This window comes from Rothia koreensis, assembly GCF_004136575.1.
Classification (GTDB): Bacteria; Actinomycetota; Actinomycetes; order Actinomycetales; family Micrococcaceae; genus Rothia; species Rothia koreensis.
On record NZ_NOIQ01000009.1, the window covers coordinates 57,914 to 79,166 of the forward strand.

General features: G+C 66.6%; 17 protein-coding genes and 1 pseudogene. 5 read left to right on the forward strand and 13 right to left on the reverse strand.

Features of this window, described 5'->3' with window-relative positions; genetic code table 11:
- Positions 1-119 precede the first annotated feature (119 nt).
- Positions 120-1,520: a GntP family permease gene (locus EWU68_RS08080; protein WP_129315618.1), complete on the reverse strand. Its 1,401-nt coding sequence runs from the start codon at positions 1,518-1,520 to the stop codon at positions 120-122.
- Between the two features lie 253 nt (positions 1,521-1,773).
- On the opposite strand from EWU68_RS08080, the gene EWU68_RS08085 reads away from it, so the two are divergent.
- The 3 genes from EWU68_RS08085 (at position 1,774) to EWU68_RS08095 (ending at position 4,833) form a co-directional block, all read left to right on the forward strand.
- Positions 1,774-3,267, forward strand: a complete 1,494-nt coding sequence (locus EWU68_RS08085) for an alanine/glycine:cation symporter family protein (RefSeq protein WP_129315619.1) — start codon at positions 1,774-1,776, stop codon at positions 3,265-3,267.
- Positions 3,268-3,408: 141 nt separating this feature from the next.
- On the forward strand, positions 3,409-3,990 hold the full coding sequence (locus EWU68_RS08090; RefSeq protein WP_238692382.1) for an arsenic metallochaperone ArsD family protein: 582 nt from the start codon (positions 3,409-3,411) through the stop codon (positions 3,988-3,990).
- A 63-nt stretch (positions 3,991-4,053) separates the two neighbouring features.
- A complete protein-coding gene (locus EWU68_RS08095; RefSeq protein WP_129315621.1) occupies positions 4,054-4,833 on the forward strand; it encodes a hypothetical protein in 780 nt (259 codons plus the stop codon).
- A gap of 53 nt (positions 4,834-4,886) precedes the next feature.
- Here EWU68_RS08095 and EWU68_RS13165 read toward each other — a convergent pair whose 3' ends face one another.
- The 3 genes and pseudogenes from EWU68_RS13165 to EWU68_RS13485 form a co-directional block, all read right to left on the reverse strand.
- A complete protein-coding gene (locus EWU68_RS13165) occupies positions 4,887-5,159 on the reverse strand; it encodes a hypothetical protein (RefSeq protein WP_202976705.1) in 273 nt (90 codons plus the stop codon).
- Positions 5,160-5,161: 2 nt separating this feature from the next.
- A complete protein-coding gene (locus EWU68_RS13480) occupies positions 5,162-5,497 on the reverse strand; it encodes a WYL domain-containing protein (RefSeq protein ID WP_338049680.1) in 336 nt (111 codons plus the stop codon).
- Between the two features lie 196 nt (positions 5,498-5,693).
- Positions 5,694-5,909 (reverse strand): annotated as a pseudogene (locus EWU68_RS13485) (helix-turn-helix transcriptional regulator); the annotation flags it as partial.
- Between the two features lie 50 nt (positions 5,910-5,959).
- Between EWU68_RS13485 and EWU68_RS08105 the strand changes: the two are divergent.
- Entirely contained in the window at positions 5,960-6,517 is a 558-nt protein-coding gene (locus EWU68_RS08105; protein WP_129315622.1) for a mycothiol transferase, read from the forward strand.
- Between the two features lie 39 nt (positions 6,518-6,556).
- On the opposite strand, the gene EWU68_RS08110 is transcribed toward EWU68_RS08105, so the two are convergent.
- The 6 genes from EWU68_RS08110 to EWU68_RS08135 all read right to left on the reverse strand — a co-directional run bounded on the left by EWU68_RS08110 (position 6,557) and on the right by EWU68_RS08135 (position 15,738).
- Positions 6,557-8,044, reverse strand: a complete 1,488-nt coding sequence (locus tag EWU68_RS08110) for an amino acid permease (RefSeq protein WP_238692383.1) — start codon at positions 8,042-8,044, stop codon at positions 6,557-6,559.
- A gap of 912 nt (positions 8,045-8,956) precedes the next feature.
- Positions 8,957-10,297: a 4-aminobutyrate--2-oxoglutarate transaminase gene (gabT, locus tag EWU68_RS08115; RefSeq protein WP_129315623.1), complete on the reverse strand. Its 1,341-nt coding sequence runs from the start codon at positions 10,295-10,297 to the stop codon at positions 8,957-8,959.
- A 32-nt stretch (positions 10,298-10,329) separates the two neighbouring features.
- Entirely contained in the window at positions 10,330-11,760 is a 1,431-nt protein-coding gene (locus EWU68_RS08120; protein WP_129315624.1) for a gamma-aminobutyraldehyde dehydrogenase, read from the reverse strand.
- Between the two features lie 54 nt (positions 11,761-11,814).
- Entirely contained in the window at positions 11,815-13,290 is a 1,476-nt protein-coding gene (locus tag EWU68_RS08125; protein WP_129315625.1) for an NAD-dependent succinate-semialdehyde dehydrogenase, read from the reverse strand.
- Between the two features lie 79 nt (positions 13,291-13,369).
- Positions 13,370-14,293, reverse strand: coding sequence for a universal stress protein (locus tag EWU68_RS08130; protein WP_129315626.1), 924 nt, complete (start codon positions 14,291-14,293; stop codon positions 13,370-13,372).
- Positions 14,290-15,738: a flavin monoamine oxidase family protein gene (locus EWU68_RS08135; protein WP_129315627.1), complete on the reverse strand. Its 1,449-nt coding sequence runs from the start codon at positions 15,736-15,738 to the stop codon at positions 14,290-14,292. The genes EWU68_RS08130 and EWU68_RS08135 overlap by 4 nt, the downstream gene beginning before the upstream one ends.
- A 140-nt stretch (positions 15,739-15,878) precedes the next feature.
- On the opposite strand from EWU68_RS08135, the gene EWU68_RS08140 reads away from it, so the two are divergent.
- Positions 15,879-16,592, forward strand: coding sequence for a TetR/AcrR family transcriptional regulator (locus EWU68_RS08140; protein WP_162421490.1), 714 nt, complete (start codon positions 15,879-15,881; stop codon positions 16,590-16,592).
- Between the two features lie 43 nt (positions 16,593-16,635).
- On the opposite strand, the gene EWU68_RS08145 is transcribed toward EWU68_RS08140, so the two are convergent.
- The 3 genes from EWU68_RS08145 to EWU68_RS08155 are packed head-to-tail and all read right to left on the reverse strand — an operon-like array spanning position 16,636 to position 21,073.
- Positions 16,636-18,255 (reverse strand): APC family permease, encoded by a 1,620-nt coding sequence (locus EWU68_RS08145; protein ID WP_129315629.1) that lies wholly within the window; start codon positions 18,253-18,255, stop codon positions 16,636-16,638.
- Between the two features lie 56 nt (positions 18,256-18,311).
- Positions 18,312-20,036, reverse strand: a complete 1,725-nt coding sequence (locus EWU68_RS08150) for an amidase (protein WP_129315630.1) — start codon at positions 20,034-20,036, stop codon at positions 18,312-18,314.
- Positions 20,033-21,073 carry an agmatine deiminase family protein gene (locus EWU68_RS08155; RefSeq protein ID WP_129315631.1) on the reverse strand — a complete coding sequence of 347 codons (1,041 nt, stop codon included), beginning with the start codon at positions 21,071-21,073 and terminating at the stop codon, positions 20,033-20,035. The genes EWU68_RS08150 and EWU68_RS08155 overlap by 4 nt, the downstream gene beginning before the upstream one ends.
- Positions 21,074-21,253: the final 180 nt, after the last annotated feature.

Genomic DNA, 21,253 nt, shown 5'->3' on the forward strand with positions numbered 1-21,253 from the left:
GCTGGATCCCACATTCCATAAATCCTATAGGAAATACGATTCGTGAAATACCCTGCCTGACGGCGGCTTTCCTGGCCCGCCCGGCCGGTGATCGGGACTGGAAGCAGTGCCCAAGGCCCTCACCACAGGCTCCCGACGCCGAAGACGGCACAGGCCAACAGGAACCCGACCACACCGATCAGGGTTTCCAACACGGTCCATATCCGCAGGGTGGTGACCTCGTCCAGTTCGAGCAGGTTCCCCACGAGCCAGAATCCCGAGTCGTTGACGTGGGACAGCACCACGGATCCAGCGGCCACCGCCACGACCATCGCGGCCAGCTGGACATTGTTGTACCCGGCGTCGGTGACACCGGACGCGATGAGTCCGGCCGTCGTCGTGAGGGCCACCGTGGCAGATCCCTGAACGACGCGCAGCGTCGCCGCGATGATGAACCCCGCCAGGATGAGGGGGAACCCCAGGCCCGACAGCGAGGAGGCCAAAGCATCCCCGATGCCGCTGGCCTGGAGGACGCCGCCGAACATGCCGCCGGCGCCGGTGATGAGGATGACGGAGCACACCTTGGGGAGCGCCCCCTCGAGCAGGTCCTGGGCGCCCTTCTTGGACGTGCCCCTGCGCCAACCGAACGCGACGAGGGCGGCCATCAGAGTCACCAGCAACGCGACCGGCGTCTCGCCCAGGAGGACCACGGCGTCGTACCACGGAGAGTCCGTGACCGCACTGCCCAGGGTTCCGGTGTCCTCGAGGGCAGAGAGGCCCGTATTGAGGAAGATCAGGATCATGGGGAGCAGGAGGATACCGACCACGACCGTCCACCGCGGGGCGGCGTCGGTCGTCGTCGATTCCGCGGAGCCGAGGGTTTCGGGGACCGGCAGGTCCAGGCGGCGCCCGACGATCATGCCGAAGAGGTAGACCGCCACGTACCAGGTCGGAATGGCCACGACCAGCCCGACCAACAGAAGGATCCCGAGATCCGCGCCGAAGAACGACGACGCCGTGACCGGCCCGGGATGCGGCGGGACGAAGACGTGCATCACGGAGAACGCTCCGACCGCGGGGATCCCGTACAGCAGCATGGATCCGCCGACGCGCCGCGCCACGGAGAAGACGACGGGCAGCATGACCACCAGGCCGGCGTCGAAGAAAATCGGGAAGCCGAAGAGCAAGGACGCGACGCCCAGGGCCAGCGGGGCCCGTTTCTCCCCGAAGGCAAGCACCAAGCGGTCGGCCAGCGACCTGGAGCCGCCGGACGACTCGAGCAAAGCGCCCAGCATGGCGCCCAAACCGACCAGCAGGGCCACCGATCCGAGGGTTGTCCCGAAGCCTTCCGTCAGAACGTCCACGACCTTCCCAAGCGGAACACCCGCGGTCGCCGCCGTCAGCAAACTCACCAGGATCAGGGCCGGGAACGCGTGGACCTTGAGCCGGATGATCAGGAACAGGAGCACCGCAAAGGCTCCTGCGGCGATGAGCAACAGAGGCCCGACACCGAGCGTCTGCGTCCATCCGTCGACTTTCATGGGGCACCTTTCGTCGTCGTCCGGGAAGAGGCCCCACCTCCGGGTGCGCTCCCCGCGTTGTCGATGCCGATCGAGCGAGGACCGGTGGGTTCGCACCCCCGGACGCCGATGGCGTGCCAAGAAACCTACCGTCTACGTCCCTCGGTCGGCGCCCGCGGCACGGCGAAGTGGTCATGTAACTTATCGTCATGACAAGCTGTACGAACGAGCGGCCGTCCCGACGCCGCGGTGAATCACTCGAAGGCTGGACCTCATGGAACTTCTGAATTCGATCGTCGGCAGTATCGACGACGTCATCTGGTACCCAATGTTCGTCATCCTCATCGGCGTCGGGCTGTACCTGACGATCCGTACTCGGTTCGTCCAATTCCGGCGGTTCCCGGAAATGTTCCGAATTCTGGGTGAGCCCAGCGGCAAGGACGCCGATGGGCGGACCCAGATCTCCTCGTTCCGGGCCTTCACGATCTCTGCGGCGTCCCGCGTGGGCACGGCGAACATCGCCGGCGTCGCCCTGGCCATCAGCATCGGCGGTCCCGGCGCGGTCTTCTGGATGTGGGTGATCGCCTCCGTCGGTGCGGCCAGCGCCTTTGTCGAGTCTCTGTTGGCCCAGCTGTACAAGCACCCGGGCAAAGAGGCCTACGTCGGTGGGCCGGCCTACTACATGCAGCGCGGCCTGAAAGCGCGGTGGATGGGCGTCGCCTTCGCGGTCATCATCTGCCTGACCTACGGATTCGTGTTCAACTCGGTCCAGACGAACTCGATCGCGGACGCCATCTCCCAGTCCACGGCGCACTTCAACGAGGGCCTCGCGTCGAGCGCCGGGCTCAAGATCGTTCTGGGAATCGTCCTGGCCGCGCTGACCGGCTTCATCATCTACGGTGGCGTCCGCTCGATCTCCGCCATCACCCAGATCCTGGTTCCGGTCATGGCCGTGATGTACGTCGGTTTGGGCCTCTTGGTCGTCATTCTGAACATCAACCTCGTGCCCTCCGTGTTCCTGCAGATCATCCAGGGTGCGTTCGGCTTCAAGGAGTTCGTGACGGGTGGGCTCATGGGCGTGATCATGCAGGGCGTGCGGCGAGGCCTGTTCTCGAATGAGGCAGGTATGGGTTCGGCCCCCAACGCGGGCGCCACGGCCGCCGTCTCGCACCCCGCCAAGCAGGGTTTCGTGCAGTCCCTGGGCGTGTACTTCGATACGATTCTGGTCTGCTCGATCACGGCGTTCATCGTGCTGCTCTCGCAGCCCTCCTTCGGGGACGAGGCCGCGGGCGCCTCGCTGACGCAGTCCGCTCTGGCCAGTCAGCTCGGCGGCTGGGCCGTCCACTTCCTGACCGTCGCGATCTTCCTGTTCGCTTTCTCCTCGGTCATCGGCAACTACTACTACGGCGAGTCGAATATCCAGTTCCTGACCGAGCGGACGTGGGTCCTTCAGGTCTACCGCGCCCTGGTGATGCTCTTCGTCTTCATCGGCACCGTGGCTGCGCTGGACCTCGTGTGGACGCTGGCCGACGTCTTCATGGCGGTCATGGCCTTCCTCAACCTCATCGCGATCTTCCTCCTGGCGGGAGTCGCCACCAAGGTTCTGAAGAACTACGACCGCCAGCGCAAGGAAGGCAAGGAACCGATCTTCCACGCCTCGGATCTCCCGGAGATCACCGGGCTCGAGACCTGGGACGGCGGTGACGAGGTCACGACCCGTCAGTTCTGGATCGACCACGAGACCCTGCGGCGAGCGGCCAAGAAGTAGGCCGAGGTCCCCATGCGCGGCCGTCCTCGGGAACGGCGAGTGGGCCGTTTCCGTGGACAGCGAGTGGGCGGCGGGCGAACACCGGTGGAATTACTCCATCGTCCCGGGCAAGATGGGGGCGAAGCGACGATGGAGGAAAAAATGTCCGATCTGACCGAGGTGGAAGTCTTCATTCCCGCGGGCGGCCCGGAGGACACCGAGCGCGAGGAATTCCTCGACGCCGCCGCCGAACTCGCGGAACAGGGCTACCCCATCACGGTGTACGTCCGCGGGGAGGACGAATGGGCCTTCGAGCAGTGCGAACACGTCGCGGACATGATCGCGGCCTCGGGAGACATGGTTCTGCCCATCACCCTCCTGGGACCCCAGATCGTGACCTCCTGGATGTACCCGACGTCGGAGCAATTGCAGCGATTCGCGAAGGCCCGGGAGCCGAAGCGCAAGGACCCCCGATTCTCCGCCGCAGGTGCCGCCTGCGGTCCGGGTGGCCGGCAGGTTCCCGGAGAGGGCCAACCCGCGGAGAAGCCAGCGCCCGCCGGGTTCGCCGCCGTCCTGGCCGGGGTCAAGGAAACCCCGCGGGGAGGCCCCGATATGGGCGGTCGGAGGAACCTCATGGGCGGAGACACCGGCGACGGCCTCCCTTCCTCCGAGGACCGCGCCCCGAGCGACGATCATTCCGCCGGCGGATGCTGCGGCGGGGCCTGCGGGTGCGGAGGGCATTGAGGGGAGACACCGGCCCCTCACCCACCGGGCAGCACCTCTCACGATGACGACGAAGGAGTGACCATGGGACTGTTCCCATCTGGAAACAAGCGCCTCCCCGAGTGGCAGCTCTCGCTGTCCCCCGAGGAACAGAAGAAACGTCGACAGCAGGAGCGCGAAGCTCGGCGTTCTGTCACCCCACGGCAGAAGACCACCGCGGGCCGTTCGAAACGGGCCGGGTCGGAGGACAGCCACGCCTCCGGGAGCCGGGAGGCCTCCGGGAGCCGGGAGGCCTCCGGTTCCGGGTTCCTCCGCGACGCTGCGGTCGCATTCGGCTGGGCCTTCGCGGACGCGACCGTGTGGTGTGTTGCCCCCGAGGCCTGGACGACCAACGTGGCCCTCAGGAAGCCCTCGCGCAGTGGTGCCATCACCTTCGTGGCGCTCGCTGGGAGCCTGACCGGCGGGGCCTTCACGTACACGGTGGCCAAGAACTCGAGCAAGCGTGAGAGCGCCGGGCGCCTTCTCCGCGTTCCGGGTGTCTCCGAGCAGACGATTCGTCGGGCCGAGACCGAGGTCAAGAAGTACGGCGCGAAGGCCCTGGCTTCGGGTCTCGTGGAACCCGTCCCCTACAAGGCCTACGCCCGCGCCCTCGGACACAACGGAACTCCGATGCAGGAGTTCCTGCTCTGGTCCGCCATGGCGCGCATTACCCCGCTCACGGTCCTGACGACCGGCGTCGGCGTGCTGAGCGCCGTCTCCCGGAAGGCCGCGCCGCGGTTGACGCGGGCCGCCGGCCCCCTTGCGCTCAACGCGGGGTGGGTTGCGTACTACACGTGGCGTCTGTCCGGGACAGGGAAACGGTAGCCGGCGCTCCACCGAGCGCCCTCCCCCTCTGGCCGCGGCGGCTCCTCGGGGAATCACGTGGCCTCCGGGGGCCGCCCTTGAGCCACGGACGTCGCCTGGCGTGAAATTCGTCCGAGCGCCTGCCTGAAGGCATCTGCCTCAGGACCTGTCGGCAGAATCAGGGCCGTGTTGAGGTCCCGACTGACCGAAAGCAGGTGCCACGCCAAGTCGTCCCAGGTGGGGGCGCCCACGACGAAGCTGCAACCTGTCGCGGTCGCTTCGAGCTCAGTGCGGTAGGGCGCGGGCAGGCGGGCCTCCAGACGTTGCGCGTCAACCTCCACTTCCACCCTCATGACGCTTCGTATCGGCTGGCAAGGTCCCGGCGGAAATCGTGGTCAGGAGCCTCGCGCGGCGCGAAACGCCAGGTGGACGGCTTGAGATCGCGCATGCGATCCAGGCGAAAGACTCGCCAGTCCTCCCTTTCGCGATCGTAGGCTTGGAGGTACCAGTGCTCGCCCTGGGTGATCAGCCGCGCGGGTTCGACCTCGCGGGTTCCGCCCCCCACCCCGGGGTTTGCAGTAGTAGAAGCGGACGAGGTTGTGATCTCGTTGCGCAACGGCCAATTGCTCCAGAACGCGGAGATCGACCGCGGGACGGACCCGCGGCATGGCGCGCGTGGCCCCATCAATCGCGGCCGCGACGGCTCGGAGCCTGGCCGGAAGCACCTGGTCGAGCTTGGTCAGGGCGCGCAATGCCGCTTCGCCCACGGCGTCGCCCCCTGTCAGGGCAGCCATCCGCAGGCAGGCAACCAGGGCCACCGCCTCATCGTCCTCCAGCACGAGGGGAGGCAGGCGCCGCCCGCCGCCCAGCCGATAGCCGCCTGCCATTCCTGGCTCTGCCTCGACCGGATACCCCAGGTCACGCAATCGGGCGACGTCACGACGCACGGTGCGCCCGGTAACCCCCAGGCGCTCGGCGAGCTCATCTCCACGCCAGGTGGTGCGTGTCTCCAACAGTCCGAGGAGCCGCAGGACGCGATGTGTGGTTTGGGTCATGCCACCATTCTCGGTCAGACTGCGGACCGAACCTGTCCTCATTGAGGGCTTGAATGAGTTTGCGACATTCACCAACAACCAGAGGACACATCATGTACCTGCCCGAGATCAATGACGAACGCACCACGTTGTGCAAGTACCTCGACGTTCAGCTCGACGCCATCCGAGCCAGCGCTTTCGGCCTCGACGACGCCGAGGCTCGTCAATCACCGTTGCGAAGTGCCCTGAGCATCAGCGGGATCATCAAGCACATCGTCTACTGCATGAAACAGTCCCTCTCGAGGGCCGGGCATTCAGAGCATGACCAGCCCTTTGAGGCTTTCACGACGAGTTTTACGCCCACGGAGGACGAATCCCTCGAAGCGTTGTTGGCCAGGTTCGATGCCGTCCGCGCCGAGTACATGACGATGTGCCGAGAAGGCGATCTCGAGTCGGAAGTGCAGGCCGGTCCCATGCCCTGGTACGGGCTGAACGAGGCTCGCCCCGCGAAACTGCGGTACCTCTACGCGCATCACCTGGAGGAGTTCGCGCGACACGCAGGTCACGCCGACGTCATCCGTGAGCAGCTCGACGGGGCCCAGGCGATCGAGCTCCTGGCCTCCGTCGAGGGCCAACCGGCCAATGACTTCGTTACCCCGTGGAGTCGGTAGAAGCCCGACGGCCACCGGCCCCACGGGCAAAGCCGTTCCTCAGAGATCCGCTTTCCGACGTTTCAGGCCCCGGCGCACCACGGGCCAGAACAGGATCAGGGCAACCACCGCGACCAAGCTCGTCCACACCTGGGTGCGGCCGTCCGGGGTGGTCAGCATGACGACGAGGACGAATGCGACTCCCGCGAAGAGCACGTAATTCAGCACGGGGTGCAGCCACACCTTGAGGGCCAGGCTGTCCCGTTCTTCCGGACTCATCTTGCGACGCAGGTTCATCTGGGTCAGTGCGATGAAGACGTAGACGAACAGGGCCACGAGCCCCGCCGAGTTCATGATGAAGTCGAAGACCCCGGAGTCCGGGGCCGCGAAATTCACGATGGTCGCCACGACGCCGCCGACGGTCGAGGCCAGGAGCGCCATGACGGGCACACCACTGCGCGAACGGGAACGAATCACCCGGGGCGCATACCCCTGATCGGCCAGGGCGGCGAACATGCGGGATGCGGAGTACAGACCCGAGTTCAGCACGGAGAGCACGGCGGTGAAGATGATCAACTGCATGACCATGGCCGCCCCCGGTACTCCGTACCGGCTGAAGACGAGGGTGAAGGGCGCGTGGGCGACGTCGCTCGGGACGGGCAGCTCGTTCCACGGGATGACCACGGTGATCACGAGGACCGCGCCGACGAAGAACAGCAGGATGCGCCAGATGACGGTGCTCGTGGCCTGGCGGATGCCCTTGGCCGGGTTCTCGGATTCGGCCGCGGCCATGACGGCGATCTCGGTCCCGAAGTAGGAGAAGATCACCAGGGCGACGCCGGTCAGTGCCGCGCTGTAACCGTGCGGGGCGAAGCCGCCGTGCTGCCACAGGTTCCCGACGGAGAAGTCCGCGTGCGGCCAGAGCCCGAAGGCGAACAGCACGCCCACGCCCAGGAACACCACGATCGCGATGACCTTGATACTCGCGAGCCAGAATTCGACCTCGCCGAAGGTGCGCACCGAGATGAGGTTGGTCCCCACGAAGAGCGCGAGGAGGAAGAACGACCCGGCCCACGCCGGGATCGCCGGGAACCACCCGTGGAGGGTTTCACCGCCGAGCACGGACTCGTAGGCCAGGACCCCGACCCAGAAGTACCAGTAGAGCCAGCCGACCAGATAGGCCGCCCAGTCCCCCAGGCCGACCCGGGCGTACTCCATGAAGGATCCGATCGCGGGCCGTGCCGCGGCCATTTCGCCGAGCATCCTCATGGCCAGGAACACCAGCAGGCCGCCGATGAGGTAGGAAAGCACCGCTGCCGGGCCGACCGAGCGGATCACGTTGCCCGATCCGACGAACAGGCTCGCGCCGATGATCCCGCCCAGGGTGATCATCGTGACGTGACGCGACCGCAGCTTGCGGGGCGACCCCGAGCCGGCGGACTCGGAGGGTCCGGACCCACCCGCCGCGGACGAACCGTTGCCACGGTGCACGGTCGATCCCATCGACGTCTCGGGCGAAACCCGGTCATCGTACGGTGAATGACTCATGGATAAGCCACTTTCTTCAGAAAACAATGTTGTGGAACTCGGCCCATTTCACCACAGGCCCGCCCGGCATGGAGGCCGGCGGGCCCGCGCGGACGTCGCAGTCCAGAAATCTTACCCGCCGTTGCATGCCGGTCACCATGTGTTGCACGGGCGGGAAGTCCGCGATACGGCCGGCCGGCGTCGGGGTCGGGGGGCGGCGTCGGGGTCGGGGTCGGACGTGCGCCGGGGCCGAGTGCGCGCGAGGTGGCAATCCTGAGCGTTCCCCGCGCCGAGGTGGCAATCCCGTGCGTTCCCCACGCCGAGGTGGCAATCCTGAGCGTTCCCCGCGCCGAAGTGGCAGATTCGTGCGAAAAACCGGGCCAAAACCGCACAAAACTGCCACCTCGCGGGCGGAATTGCACGAAACTGCCACCTCGCGCCGGATCCGGGCGGTTTCCGCCTCGCGTTCACGCGCCTTTCAGTTTCCTCTGCACCGCGCACCCTGGATATGGGCTTTGACTAGGGCGTGGACCCTAATGCGTGCGGCGGGCGTGGACTGGGGTCGGACGTGCGCCGGGGCCTAGCGTGCGCGAGGTGGCAATCCTGAGCGTTCCCGGCGTCGAGGTGGCAGATTCGTGCGAAAAACCGGGCCAAAACCGCACAAAACTGCCACCTCGCGGGCGGAATTGCACGAAACTGCCACCTCGCGGAGGCTCGAGCCACACCTGAGCACAGAACCCGGCCGGCCCCCGGATCACGCCAGGACGCGACCCGACGCCGACACAGAAAAGAGCCGCCGCCGGCGTTCGGGAGCCCCTGATGGGGTGGGTCCGAACACCGACGACGGCTCCCGCGAGCGAACCGCCGCGAACCGCCGCGCGCCGCAGCCAACCGCAGTACGCGCCGCGCCGCAGCACGGCTCCGCGGGTCGGGCTAGACCGACCGGATGCCCTCGACCAGGATGTTGAGGGCTTCGTCGAGCAGCTCATCGCTGATGGTCAGCGGCGGGAGCAGGCGGACGATGTTTCCGTAGGTGCCGCAGGTCAGGATCGCGACGCCGCGCTCGAGGCAGTAGGCGGCGACGTCCTTCGCGGCGGAGGGGTGCGGAGTCTTGGAGTCGGAGTCGGCGACGAACTCGATCGCCATCATGGCACCGCGTCCACGCACCTCACCGACGATGTCCGACTCAGTCACCAAGGGTTCGATCGCGCCGCGAATGGCCTTTTCGATCGCGGTGGCGCGCTCGTTGAGGTTCCACTCCTCCATGGTCTCGATCGATGCCAGCGCCGCGGCGCACGCGACGGGGTTACCACCGTAGGTGCCGCCCAGGCCGCCGGGGCCGACGGCGTCGAGAAGGTCCGCCCGACCCGTGACGGCCGACAGCGGCATGCCACCGGCAATTCCCTTGGCCAGGGTCACGAGATCAGGCTCCACGCCCTCGTGATCCACGGCGAACCACTTGCCGGTCCGGCAGAAGCCGGCCTGGACCTCGTCGGCGATGAAGACGACGCCGTTCTCGCGGGCCCATTCGGCCAGACGGGGCAGGAAACCTTCGGCGGGGACGATGAACCCGCCCTCGCCCTGGATCGGCTCGATCAGGATGGCGGCGACATCCTGGCCGCCGATCTGCTTCTCGATCTGGAGGATGGCACGCTCCGCGGCTTCCTTGCCATCGATCTCAGCAGGTTCCCGGTAGGGGTAGCTCATCGGGACGCGGTAGACCTCGGAGGCGAACGGGCCGAATCCACGCTTGTACGGCGCGGCCTTGGCGGTCAGCGCCATCGTCAGGTTGGTCCGGCCGTGATAGGCGTGGTCGAAAACGACGACGGCGTTGCGGCCCGTCGCCGCGCGAGCCACCTTGACCGCGTTCTCGACGGCCTCGGCACCCGAGTTGAACAGGACCGAGCGCTTCTCGAAGTCGCCCGGGGTGACTTCGGCGAGCTTCTCGGCAACGGCCACATAACCTTCGTACGGCGTCACCATGAAGCAGGTGTGGGTGAAGTGCGAGGCCGCGTCCTGCACCGCTTCGACGACCTTGGGCGCCGAGGCGCCGACCGAGGTCACGGCGATTCCCGAGCCGAGGTCGGCGAACGAGTTGCCGTCGACGTCGACGATCACGCCGCCGTCAGCGTCCGCAGCGTACACAGGGACGGAGGAAGCAACACCGCCCGGCACCACCTTGGCACGACGTTCCGCGAGCTCGGCGGAGCGAGGGCCCGGGAATTCGCCGGTCAGACGAATTTCCTGCGGCAGACGGTAGCTGATGTTTGACATGTGTGTTTGGTCCTTCTGACGAGGGGGATGGGTTACGCGCTGATGTCGTGCATGACGTGCTTGACGCGGGTGTACTCCTCAACAGCGTACAAGGACAGATCCTTGCCGTGCCCGGAGTCCTTGAACCCGCCGTGCGGCATTTCGGCGGCGAGCACCACGTGGGTGTTGACCCAGACACAGCCGAAGTCCAAATCGCGGGACACGCGCATCGCCGTCCCGTGGTTGCTGGTCCACACCGAGGAGGCCAGGGCGTAGTCGACGTCATTCGCGAGGTCGAGGGCCTCCTCCTCGCTGGAGAAGGTCTGCACCGTCAGCACGGGCGCGAAGGTCTCCTCCTGGACAATCGGGTCATCCTGGTGAACACCGGAAATCACGGTCGGTTCGATGAAGAACCCCTTGTCACCGAGCTGTTTGCCGCCACACTCGACCGTCGCGTGCGAGGGAAGGCTCTGGAGCTTGCCCATCACGGTCTCGAAGTGATTGACGTTGTTGAGCGGGCCGTAGTAATTGTCGGCATCGTTCTCCGAACCGGTCTTGGTGGCCTTGGCCGCCTCGACCAGGAGCCGAGTGAATTCCTCGGCCGCGGATTCCTCGACGAGCACTCGCGTGACGGCCGTGCAGTCCTGGCCCGCATTGAAGTAACCGAATTCCGTCAGCATCTGGGCGGTGCGCTTGAGGTCGGCGTCGGCGAAGACGATGGCCGGAGCCTTGCCGCCCAACTCGAGGTGGGTCAGCTTGAGTTCCTTGCCGGCGGCCTCGGCGACCGAACGACCGGCCCGGACCGAACCGGTGATGGCGACGAGCTGCGGCGTCTTGTGCGAGACCAGCTGGGCGCCGACCGCGCCGTCGCCCAGGACGATGTTCACGACGCCGGCCGGGAAGATCTCCGCGATCAGTTCGGCGAGCACCAGGGTCGACTCGGGGGTGGTGTCCGACGGCTTGAGCACCACCGTGTTGCCCGCCGCCAGGGCGGGACCGAGCTTCCACACGGCCATGTCGAGGGGGTAATTCCACGGGGTCACCTGGGCGACGACGCCGATGGGCTCGCGGCGGATGTACGAGGTGTGGTCCTCCACGTATTCGCTCGCGCCCTTGCCCTCGAGGGTGCGTGCGGCTCCGGCGAAGAACCGGAACTGGTCGGCACCGCCGATGATTTCCTCCGAGGTGATGGCCTCGCGGGGCTGCCCCGTGTTGCGGTACTGGGCGTCAGCGAGCCGTTCGGCGTTGGCCTCCATCGCGTCGGCAAGGTCGAGCAGCATCTTCTGGCGCTGCGAGGGCGTGGTCCGCTTGAAGCTCTTGAAGGCTTCCGCTGCGGCGGCGAACGCGGCGTCGATCTCTTCGGGCGTCGAAATGGGCGACTCGGCGACCTTCTCACCGGTCACGGGGCTGACAATGTCGAGCGCCTCGTTCGAGGCGGACTCCACGAATTCTCCGTTGATGAAGTTCTTGAGACGGGTGACCATGGATGCTCCTTCTTCAGGGGTGGTCTGGACAGAACGGAACGAGATCCGGGCGGGCTACTGGCCCGCGTAGGGGTCCCTGATACCGATGTATTGGGTCGTGGTGTATTCGGCGATGCCTTCGGCTCCGCCTTCGCGCCCGAGGCCGGACTGCTTGACTCCCCCGAAGGGTGCGGCCGCGTTGGAGATGACTCCGGCGTTGAAGCCCATGAGGCCGTATTCGAGGTGGTCGGAGGCCCGGAACATGCGAGATTGGTCCTGGGTGTACACGTACGAGGCCAGTCCGTATTCGGTGGCGTTGGCCAGTTCGTAGGCCTCGTCCTCGGTCGAGAACGTGACGATCGGGGCCACGGGCCCGAAGATCTCTTCGGTGACGACCCTGGCATCCCGGGGCACGTCGGCAAGCACGGTCGGTTCGAAGAAGTAGCCCTCGCCCTGACCGGGCTTCCCCCCGACCAGGACCCGTGCGCCACGCTCGGTAGCGTCCTGCACCAAGGCGGTCACGGATTCCTGTGCCTTCTTCTCCACGAGGGGTCCGCAGGTGGTTCCCGGTTCGAGACCGTTGCCGACCTCGAGTGCGCCGATCTTCTCAGCGAACTTGCGGCCGAATTCCTCGGCCACCGACTCGTGGACCAGGAATCGGTTCGCCGCGGTGCAGGCCTCCCCCATGTTCCGCATTTTCGCGCCCATCGCGCCTTCGACGGCGGCGTCGATGTCCGCGTCCTCGAAGACGAGGAACGGTGCGTTGCCGCCGAGCTCCATCGAGGTCCGGAGCACGTTGTTCGTGGCCTGCGCCATGAGCTGCTTGCCGACGGGAGTCGAACCGGTGAAGGACACTTTCCGGAGCCTCGGGTCCTCCATGATGGGGTTCGAAATCGCGGATGCCGAGGCGCCCGAGACCACGTTGAGCACACCGGCCGGAAGCCCCGCGTCGAGCATCGTCTGCGCGAAGTACTGGCTGGTGAGCGGGGTCAGACGGGCCGGCTTGAGGACCATGGTGCACCCTGCGGCGACGGCCGGGGCGACCTTGCGGGTACCCATCGCCAGGGGGAAGTTCCACGGGGTGATGAGCAGGCACGGGCCGACGGGCTTGCGCACCGTCAGCATCCGGAGGTTGCCTTCGGGGGTCGGGGCGTAGCGACCGTAGTCCCGCACGGCCTCTTCCGAGAACCAGCGGAGAAATTCTCCGCCGTAGGCAACCTCACCGCGGGATTCCGCGAGCGGTTTGCCCATTTCGAGGGTCATGAGGGTCGCGAATTCTTCCTTGCGCTCCTGGACCAGGTCGAAGGCGCGGCGCAGAATGTCGGACCGCTCTCGGGCCGGGGTCGCCGCCCATCCGGCCTGCACTTCGCATGCGGCGTCCATCGCGGCCCGAGCGTCCTCGCTCGTGCCGGAGGCCAGGGTCGCAAGGGTTTCGCCGGTCGCGGGGTTCTCGACTTCGTAGACCGAGTTGTCAGAGGCGTCTCGCCACTGGCCACCGATCAGCAATCCCGTGGGGACTCGAGCCAGAAGTCGATCGACGTCGATGGCCATGGATGTGTACCTCTTTCGCGTGTTCTATGGGACTGGCATCAACCGTAGTTGACCAATAATCAATTTTTGTTTCATTACATTATTTGCCGGTCTTGCGGGCTCGATCCGGGTCGATCGCCCTGAGCTGGCCCGTCCAGGGTTGGGCTTCGGACCCGTAGCGACCGGGATGGTATTCGCGGGGCACCACGACGATGGGGATCGGAAGCTTGGCCAGGATCTTCGACGTGGTCGAGGACAGGAACAGCTCGCCCTTCTGGGCCAGTTTCGAGGAACCTGCCATGAGAACGGCCCCCTCTTTCCAGTCCAGGGATTCGACGGCCTCCGAGATGCCCCGGCCGTGGCCGACGACGACCTCCAGCTTCTCGGGCTCGTCCGGCGTGAGGGACGAATCCTCGATGAGTCCCTCGACGGCTTCCTTGACCCGGCCTTCGTCCTCCTCAGCGGACCCGTCCACCATGCACACCAGGCGGACCGGGATGCCGGTCCGGTTCAGGGTCGCGATGGCTTCCTCGACCAGGCCGATCGAATCGTCCTTGGGGCTGACCGCACAGTCGATCGCGGTGATGGCGATGGAGTTCTCATAACCCCGCGGCGCGATGATCACGGGCAACGGAGCCCTGTGCAAGAGCGCGTTGTCCACGGAACCGATCCCGTGCCACAACCACGAGCTCTTGGACGAGCTGCCGACCACAATGGCCCCGGCGTTGACGGATTCGGCCATCTCCATCAGCCCCGTCGCGGCGTTGACCGATCGCCGGAGGTGGTACCGGGCGACGACGTCCGCGGGCACGGATTCCGCCGCTTCACGCAGCCACTCCTTGGCCCGCTCCTTGACCAGCTCGGCGTAGTTCCCGTGACCGCGCAGCGCACCCGCGTATGCGTCCTCCGCCTTGAGCACCAGGACGACATCCAATTCGGCACCCATCGACCGGCCAAGGGCAACGCCCAGATTCAGTGCTTCCCGGCCGCGGCGGTCCGCGGAATAACCAACGATGTATCTCATAGTGAGTCCACGATATCCGCGGCCGTTTTCTGCCCCATCCGGATTGCACCGTCAACGTGCTGGTATCCATCGGCCGCGAGATCCGAGCAGGACCAATGGATCGGCCCCACGGGCTGTGCCTGGTCCGCGCCGTACCGATGCAGACCGCCCAGGTCGTAGCTCGCGGCATAGGCGCCGCGGGTCCATTCCTCGGATCCCCAGTCGGATTCGTAGTAGACCACGGGGTTCTTGGCCTCCTCGCCGAGCAGGTCTGCCATCGTGGACAGAATGGCCTCCTTGCGATCCCCCTCGGACAACTCGAACATGCGATCCGCCTTCTCGTCCGAGATGAATCCGACGAGCGTGCCGCGCGATTCCTCCTCGCCGGTCTCCGGATCGTAGTTGGTGTTGTCGTAGATCTCCTGAACCAGGGCATCCGCGGCGAACGCCGTGCCGGACAGGCCCTTCTCCCGCCAGAACGGGGTGTCGTACACCGCGTGCACCTTGATGACCAGCCCGAGCGACTGGTGCTGATGCAGCTGGTGCTGGCGGCGCGGCAGAGCCGGGACGTAAGAAATGCGGCTGTAGAGGTTCGGCGGGACCGCAACGACGGCGCGCTTGGCCCGGACCACCACGCCCGATCCGCTGGCCTCGCCATCCTCGGAGAACTCTTCCGCCTCGACCAGGACGGGGTACTCGGAGCCCTCCTGCCACCGGAGCACGCGCACCGGGTGACTCGTGATGACGTCCTCCCCCAGCTCGCTGGCCATCGCGAGGGACACGGACTGCATGCCGCCCAGGACCCTCTTGTCCAGAATGAAGTCTTCGTCCACGAGGTGCGAGAAGGATCCCGCGGATGCCGCCATCAGCACGGCCTGCAACGCGGAGAACGCGTGGGACGGTTTGGTGAGCATGCCACCGGCGATGAACAGGCCGATGTTGTTGCAGGCTTCTTCGTCCGAGGACTGCTCGCGCAACCAGTGGTGGAAAGAGATCGTGTCCAACTCCCGCGCCTTGGGGTGCGCCCAGGGTTCCGAGGGGCCGACCTCGGCCGCCAGCCCATCGAGGATCTCGATCAGACGTTCCATCTCTCGTTCGGTCTCTTCCGAAACCGGGAACATCTCACCCGTGTACCGCCTGGCCTTTCCGTCCGGTCCGCGATAGATGTTCTCGCCCTCGCGGTACCGGGAGAACGTGGTCAGACCGAGCTCCTCGACCAGCTCACTGAGCACGGTCTGATCCGGCGAGATCCACTGGCCGCCGATCTCCAGGAAGGCGCCGTCGATGACGCGCGACCACGTGCGGCCGCCCACGCGCTCGCGGGCCTCGAGCACCGTAACCGACTTGCCTGCCCTGCGCAGCTCCCGGGCGGCGCTCAGCCCGGAGGGGCCGGCGCCGATGACGACGACGTCGGACTCGCGGACAGGCCAGGCGGATTGCTGGGGATTGTGGGGGTTGGCGCTCATGATCGGACCTTTCGCAAGAAGTCGGAACGGATAAACGAATGCGTTTCGTTTATGGTATCGATGTCAGAAGATTTTGTGAAGCATGCCGCATGCCGCTGTGTGCCGGGCTTCCGGGCGACGTCGCGGGTAAGGTCGTCCGAGTGACGGAAAATGCGACGAGGAAGCGGGGTCGCCCCGCGCAGACGATCCTGAGTTCGACGACCATCGTTCAGGCCGCCCGGGAACTGCTCGAGTCCCACGGGGAAAACTTCACGATGACCATGCTGGCGAAGCGCCTGGGCGTGGCCGTCTCGTCCCTCTACAACCACGTCCAGTCGCGGGACGAGGTGTTCGCGAGGATTTCGGACGACGTCGTGCGCGGCATCGACGTCCAGGATCTGGCCCGCCTGACCGGCACCGAGGACGCGACGGAGGGCGACGTCGAGTCGACGCCGGCCGAGTGGCGGTCCGCCACCGAAGTCTGGGCGCGTTCCTACTTCCGCGCCTTCGCGGCCCAGCCCTACGTGGTCGCGACCCTGGCCCTGACGCCGGTTGCCGAGGCGCCCCAGACACTGGCGATGTATGAAGCGGTCGCGGAGGCCTTCCTCCGGGCCGGGTGGCCCGAAGGGGAGGTCCTGCGGGTCATCGAGACCCTCGAGTCCTTCCTGCTCGGAACCGCCCTCGACGCGGCGGCACCCGCCGACATCTTCGATCCCGGGCAGCTGAGCACGGACTACGCCGTCATGGCCCGCCTCCACCACGACCGTGAGGAAGTCTCCGGTCCGGCCGCGGCCGAACGAGCGCTCGATCTGGGCCTGCCGAGCATGCTCGACGGACTTGAGCAACGACTCCGGGAGCACCTCGGGGTCTCCTGAGCGTCGTTCCGGATCGGCGTCGCCACTCAGCGGAACGAGTCGGCTACGCACGGTCGACCGCCCCTGGAGCCACCGTGACCTCCCCGCGGAAGAACGACGTCAGCCTCCGGGAGAGCACGAGCATGACGACGAGCCCCAGAACGATCATGCCGGCACCAAGGTAGAAGACCAGACCGACCCCGAAGAGGGACGACCCCGAACCGTACGCCGGGTCGAAGGAATCGATCGTGGTCCGCACGAAGAAGATCAGCAACAGGATCCCGCCCAGAAGGGGCCCGATGAACTGACTGAACGCCGTCCGCACGGATCGGAGTGAGGACTTGCGGAAGTACCAGACGCACGCGAGGGCGGTGAGGCCGTAGTAGAAGCAGACCATCAGGCCGAGCGCGGAGATCGTGTCCCACAGGACGTCCTCGGACACGAACCTCATGACCGTGTAGAAGACCGCGGCGACCACGGTCGAGGTCACCGTGGCGGTGCTGGGGGTCTGGAACTTCGGGTGGATGCGGGAGAGCCCCTTGGGCAGGGCGCCGTAGAAGCTCATCGAGAGCATCGTCCGCGCGGGAGAGACCATGGTCGACTGCAGGGACGCGATCGACGACATCAGCACGGCGATCGACATCAGGATGCCCAGCGGGCCCAACACAGGCGTTGCGAGCGCCGCGAACACGTTCTCCTGGATTCCTCCGTTGGTCAGCCCGAGGCGTCCGTCTCCGACGCCGGAGTAGGCCAGGGTCGAGCAGGCAACCAACAGGTACAGCACGACCACGATGGCGATGACCAGCAGAGCCGCCCGCCCCGGCGTCTTGTCGGAGCCCTCGGTCTCCTCGTTGAGCGTCAGGACCGTGTCCCAACCCCAGTAGATGAAGACCGAGAGGGAAACACCCGCGGAGAACGCGGAGAAGGAATCGACGCCCAACGGGTTGAACCATTCGATATTGGGCATGTGGCCGTCGAAGGCGGAGCCGTTGAGCACGTGCACGATGGCCACCACGGAGAATCCGACCATGATGAGCAGCTGGAAGCTGACCAGGAAGATCTGGAAACGCTTCGTCTCCTCGACGCCGCGGTAGGAGATCACGCACGCACCGGCCATGAACACCAGACACGTGAGGACGTTGAGAGGGACGTTGCGAGTCAGATCGGCGATCGCGTCGTTCCGGAAGATCTGGGAGAGCAGGAGGTAGAAGAAGTCGACGCCGATACCCGCCAGGTTGGAGAGCACCAGGACGGTCGAGGCCAGGAGACCCCATCCGCCCATCCAGCCGACCCAGGGACCGAAGGCCTTGGTGGCCCACGTGAACGTGGTTCCGGAATCCGGCATCGCGGAGTTGAGCTCCCTGTATCCCAGGGCGACGAGCAGCATCGGTATGAAGCCGAGCAGGAAGATCGCCGGAAGGTGGAAGCCGACCACGGAGACCGTGGGGCCCAACGCACCGGAGAGCGTGTAGGCGGGGGCGATCGTCGAGACGCCGATGACGGTCGCCCCGACCAGGCCGATGCTCGCCGCGCTCAGGCCCTTGGCCTGTTTCTTCCCGTCGCCACCGATGATCGTGACGTCGGGGGTCGACGGCCGGACGATCGGGGACGTGGACGTGTGGATCGTGACCCCGGCGCCGTCCGAGCGCCCGGGATCCTTCCTCTGCTGGGATGAAGAGGGCATGAGTTCCTCCCGTGTGTGGGAATTCGAGGGATGAAGGGGCCTGTGCCCCAGAAAGGTCAGTTCGGCAGGCGAGGGGTCCTGGCCGGTGAGGTACGGCGCGGTCTCAAGGAGTCGAAAGCGAGGCCGATGCCGAGAAGATCCGTGTCCGAGTAGGCCCGTCCAGCGAAGGTCAGGCCCACGGGCATGCCGGTGTCCTGCATGGTTCCCATCGGGACGGTCACGCTGGGGATCCCCAGGTGACGCATCACCAGGTTCCCGTTGGCGACCCAGACGCCGTTGCGCCACCCCAGGTCCGCGGATGCCGGGTTCACGTCCATGTCGGACGGGGCGACGTCGGCCATTGCGGGGAACACGACGGCGTCCAGGCCGTTCTCCTGCATCCATTCCTCGAGGTCGATCCTTCGGGTTTCTTCGAGGCCGGCCACCCCGTCGGCGAGCTCCGGGATGTCTCGGAAGGACTCGATCGGGTTCTCCCTGATGAACGCGGGGTATTCGGCGATGTCGTCGTCGAAACCGTCGTACCGGTCGGGAAGGGCGCCTTCCGGGTGCGGGAAGATGCGCGCGCCGTCGACGTCGTCGAGCCGGTCCAGCGCGGAGTCGCCATTGGCCCGGAGGAAGTCGTCCCAGGCCCAAGCGGACAGGTCGAGGATCTCCCGGTCGAGGTACTCGGGCGTCACCAGGCCGCGGGTGCGAATGGTCGGCGCCCCCGGTCGGTCGCCCTCGTAATTGGTGACCACGGGGAAATCGACCTCGACGACGCGCGCACCGGCGGCCTCCAGGTCGGCCTTCGCCGAGGCCCAGAGGTCGATCACGCTGGCACGCGTGTCGATGCGCTGCCCGGTCGAACCGCCGATGCCCGGTTTCTCCGCGGTGCCCGCGTCCGGGTCGGCATTGATGTACATGCGCGGAACGCCCAGGGTCACCCCATCGAGTCGTTGCTTCGCGGCGGCAGGGTCTCCGGTGGCCAGCGAAAGGTACGACGCCGGCCTGATCTCGGATGCGCGAGGAATGTGGATCCACTCCTGGGCGCGCCAGAAGTCGCCGCGGGTATCGGCGTCGTCCGCGACGATCACGTCCAGGACCTCGACGAGATCCTCAGCGGTCCGCGTGTGGGGAACGACCACGTCCATGGTCGGCACCAGCGGCCAGTTCCCGCGCACCGAGATGACACCGCGCGACGGGGTGTAGGCGAAAAGAGCATTGCAGGACGCCGGGGCGCGCCCGCTCGACCAGGTTTCCTCGCCCAGCCCGAAGGCGGCGAAACTGGCGGCGGTGGCGGTCCCCGAGCCGTTGGAGGATCCGGATCCGAAGGCCGAGGTCAGCCACGATGCGTTGTACGGGCTCTCGGCGCGTCCGTAGACGCCTCGTTGCATGCCGCCGTTGGCCATGGGAGGCATGTTGGTCAGCCCCAGGCAGATCGCCCCTGCCGCCCGGAGTCTCTCGATCGTGAACGCGTCCTTCTGGGCGACCAGATCGGCGAAGGCCGGGCTGCCGGCCGCCGCCGTCAGCCCCTGAACCAGGTAGCTGTCCTTGGCGGTGTAGATGATCCCGTCCAGCGGGCCGAGGGTCTCGCCCCGGGCACGGCGTCGATCCGATTCCCGAGCCTCCGCGCGGGCCTCCGGGTTCCGCACGACCACGGCATTCAGGGAGGGTCCGGCGGCGTCGTAGGCATCGACGCGCGCCAGGTAGGCGTCCAGGATCTCCTCGCAGGTTGCCCGCCCCGAGGTCATCGCCTCGCGCAGTTCGGCGATCCCCGCTTCCACGACGTCGATCCGCGTCACGCCAGGTCACCCCCGGACGGCTGCTGCTGGGTGATGCAGTGGATCCCGCCGCCACGATCGAAGATGGGTCGTGCCTCCACGGAGACGACCTCGCGGCCGGGATAGGCCTCTCCCAAGACCTCCCGCGCCCGGGCGTCGGCGACGTCGTCCCCGAAGGAGCAGGCGATCACGGCGCCGTTGGCGACGTAGTGGTTGACGTAGCTCCAGTCCACCGGGCCGAAATCGTCATGGAGTCGGCTCGGCGCTGGCAGATCCAGGATCCGGAGGGGCCGACCTTCGGCGTCGGCCTGGCCTTCGAGGGCTTGCCGGATCTTGGCGGAGACCGCGTGGTCGGGGTGCTCGGGGTTCTGCTGATCGTGCACGAGAACGGTCGCCGGCGACGTGAAGGTCGCGACGATGTCCACGTGACCATTGGTCCCGAACTCGTCGTAATCCCTGGTCAGCCCCTGGGGAAGCCAGATGACCTTCCTCGCGCCCAGTGTCCGGGCGAATTCGGCCTCGACCCTCTCCCGCGTCGCGTACGGGTTGCGGCGAGGATCGAGCTGCACCGTTTCGGTCGCGAGGATTGTGCCCTCGCCGTCGGTGTGGATTCCGCCGCCCTCATTGACCAGCACGGAGGAAACACGCTCGACGCCGGCGGATTCGGCGACGAACCGCCCCAATTCCGCGGATTTCTCCCATTGGGCCCAGTCGTTGTCGCCCCAGCCGTTGAAGATCCAGTCGACCGCCCCGATCCGTTGCGGATCCTCGGTATTCCGCACGAAGGTCGGCCCGACGTCGCGCATCCAGAATTCGTCCACCGGGGCTTCGACCACATCGACGCCGGAGCCCAGCATGCGTCGAGCACGCCCGACCTCCGACGGGTCGGCGACCATGGTGACCGGCTCAAACTCTGCAATCGCGCGAGCCACGGCGGCCCAGGCCTCGTAGCCCTCCTCGCGCTCGGCCTCCGTGGAACCCAGCGTCTCCCCCTCACTGGGGAACGCCATCCAGGTCCTCTCATGGGGCGCCGTTTCTGCCGGCATCGTCCAGGCCATGCGTCCTTCACTTTCTCGTTCGTCGCCTGCCGTGGCGGAGCGGCCGGGCGGTCGACGAATCATCGTGCGTGTCGATTTAACGAACCAGTTTCGTTTACGTTCCCAGCAAGAGTACATGTGATTTGCGCTACTGGGAAGGCGGTCCCTGGCGGGCGGGTGTGGAGATGCGTGGGGGTGGCG

Excerpts from the sequence above, each read along its gene's own strand:
- EWU68_RS08155 (WP_129315631.1), bottom strand. The coding sequence starts at position 21,073 with ATGGCCTGGACGATGCCGGCAGAAACGGCGCCCCATGAGAGGACCTGG.
- gabT (WP_129315623.1), bottom strand. The coding sequence starts at position 10,297 with ATGTCAAACATCAGCTACCGTCTGCCGCAGGAAATTCGTCTGACCGGC.
- EWU68_RS08090 (WP_238692382.1), top strand. The coding sequence starts at position 3,409 with ATGTCCGATCTGACCGAGGTGGAAGTCTTCATTCCCGCGGGCGGCCCG.
- EWU68_RS08080 (WP_129315618.1), bottom strand. The coding sequence starts at position 1,520 with ATGAAAGTCGACGGATGGACGCAGACGCTCGGTGTCGGGCCTCTGTTG.
- EWU68_RS08130 (WP_129315626.1), bottom strand. The coding sequence starts at position 14,293 with ATGAGATACATCGTTGGTTATTCCGCGGACCGCCGCGGCCGGGAAGCA.
- EWU68_RS08105 (WP_129315622.1), top strand. The coding sequence starts at position 5,960 with ATGTACCTGCCCGAGATCAATGACGAACGCACCACGTTGTGCAAGTAC.
- EWU68_RS08085 (WP_129315619.1), top strand. The coding sequence starts at position 1,774 with ATGGAACTTCTGAATTCGATCGTCGGCAGTATCGACGACGTCATCTGG.
- EWU68_RS13480 (WP_338049680.1), bottom strand. The coding sequence starts at position 5,497 with ATGGGGCCACGCGCGCCATGCCGCGGGTCCGTCCCGCGGTCGATCTCC.
- EWU68_RS08095 (WP_129315621.1), top strand. The coding sequence starts at position 4,054 with ATGGGACTGTTCCCATCTGGAAACAAGCGCCTCCCCGAGTGGCAGCTC.
- EWU68_RS08120 (WP_129315624.1), bottom strand. The coding sequence starts at position 11,760 with ATGGTCACCCGTCTCAAGAACTTCATCAACGGAGAATTCGTGGAGTCC.
- EWU68_RS08110 (WP_238692383.1), bottom strand. The coding sequence starts at position 8,044 with ATGAGTCATTCACCGTACGATGACCGGGTTTCGCCCGAGACGTCGATG.
- EWU68_RS08145 (WP_129315629.1), bottom strand. The coding sequence starts at position 18,255 with ATGCCCTCTTCATCCCAGCAGAGGAAGGATCCCGGGCGCTCGGACGGC.
- EWU68_RS08125 (WP_129315625.1), bottom strand. The coding sequence starts at position 13,290 with ATGGCCATCGACGTCGATCGACTTCTGGCTCGAGTCCCCACGGGATTG.
- EWU68_RS08135 (WP_129315627.1), bottom strand. The coding sequence starts at position 15,738 with ATGAGCGCCAACCCCCACAATCCCCAGCAATCCGCCTGGCCTGTCCGC.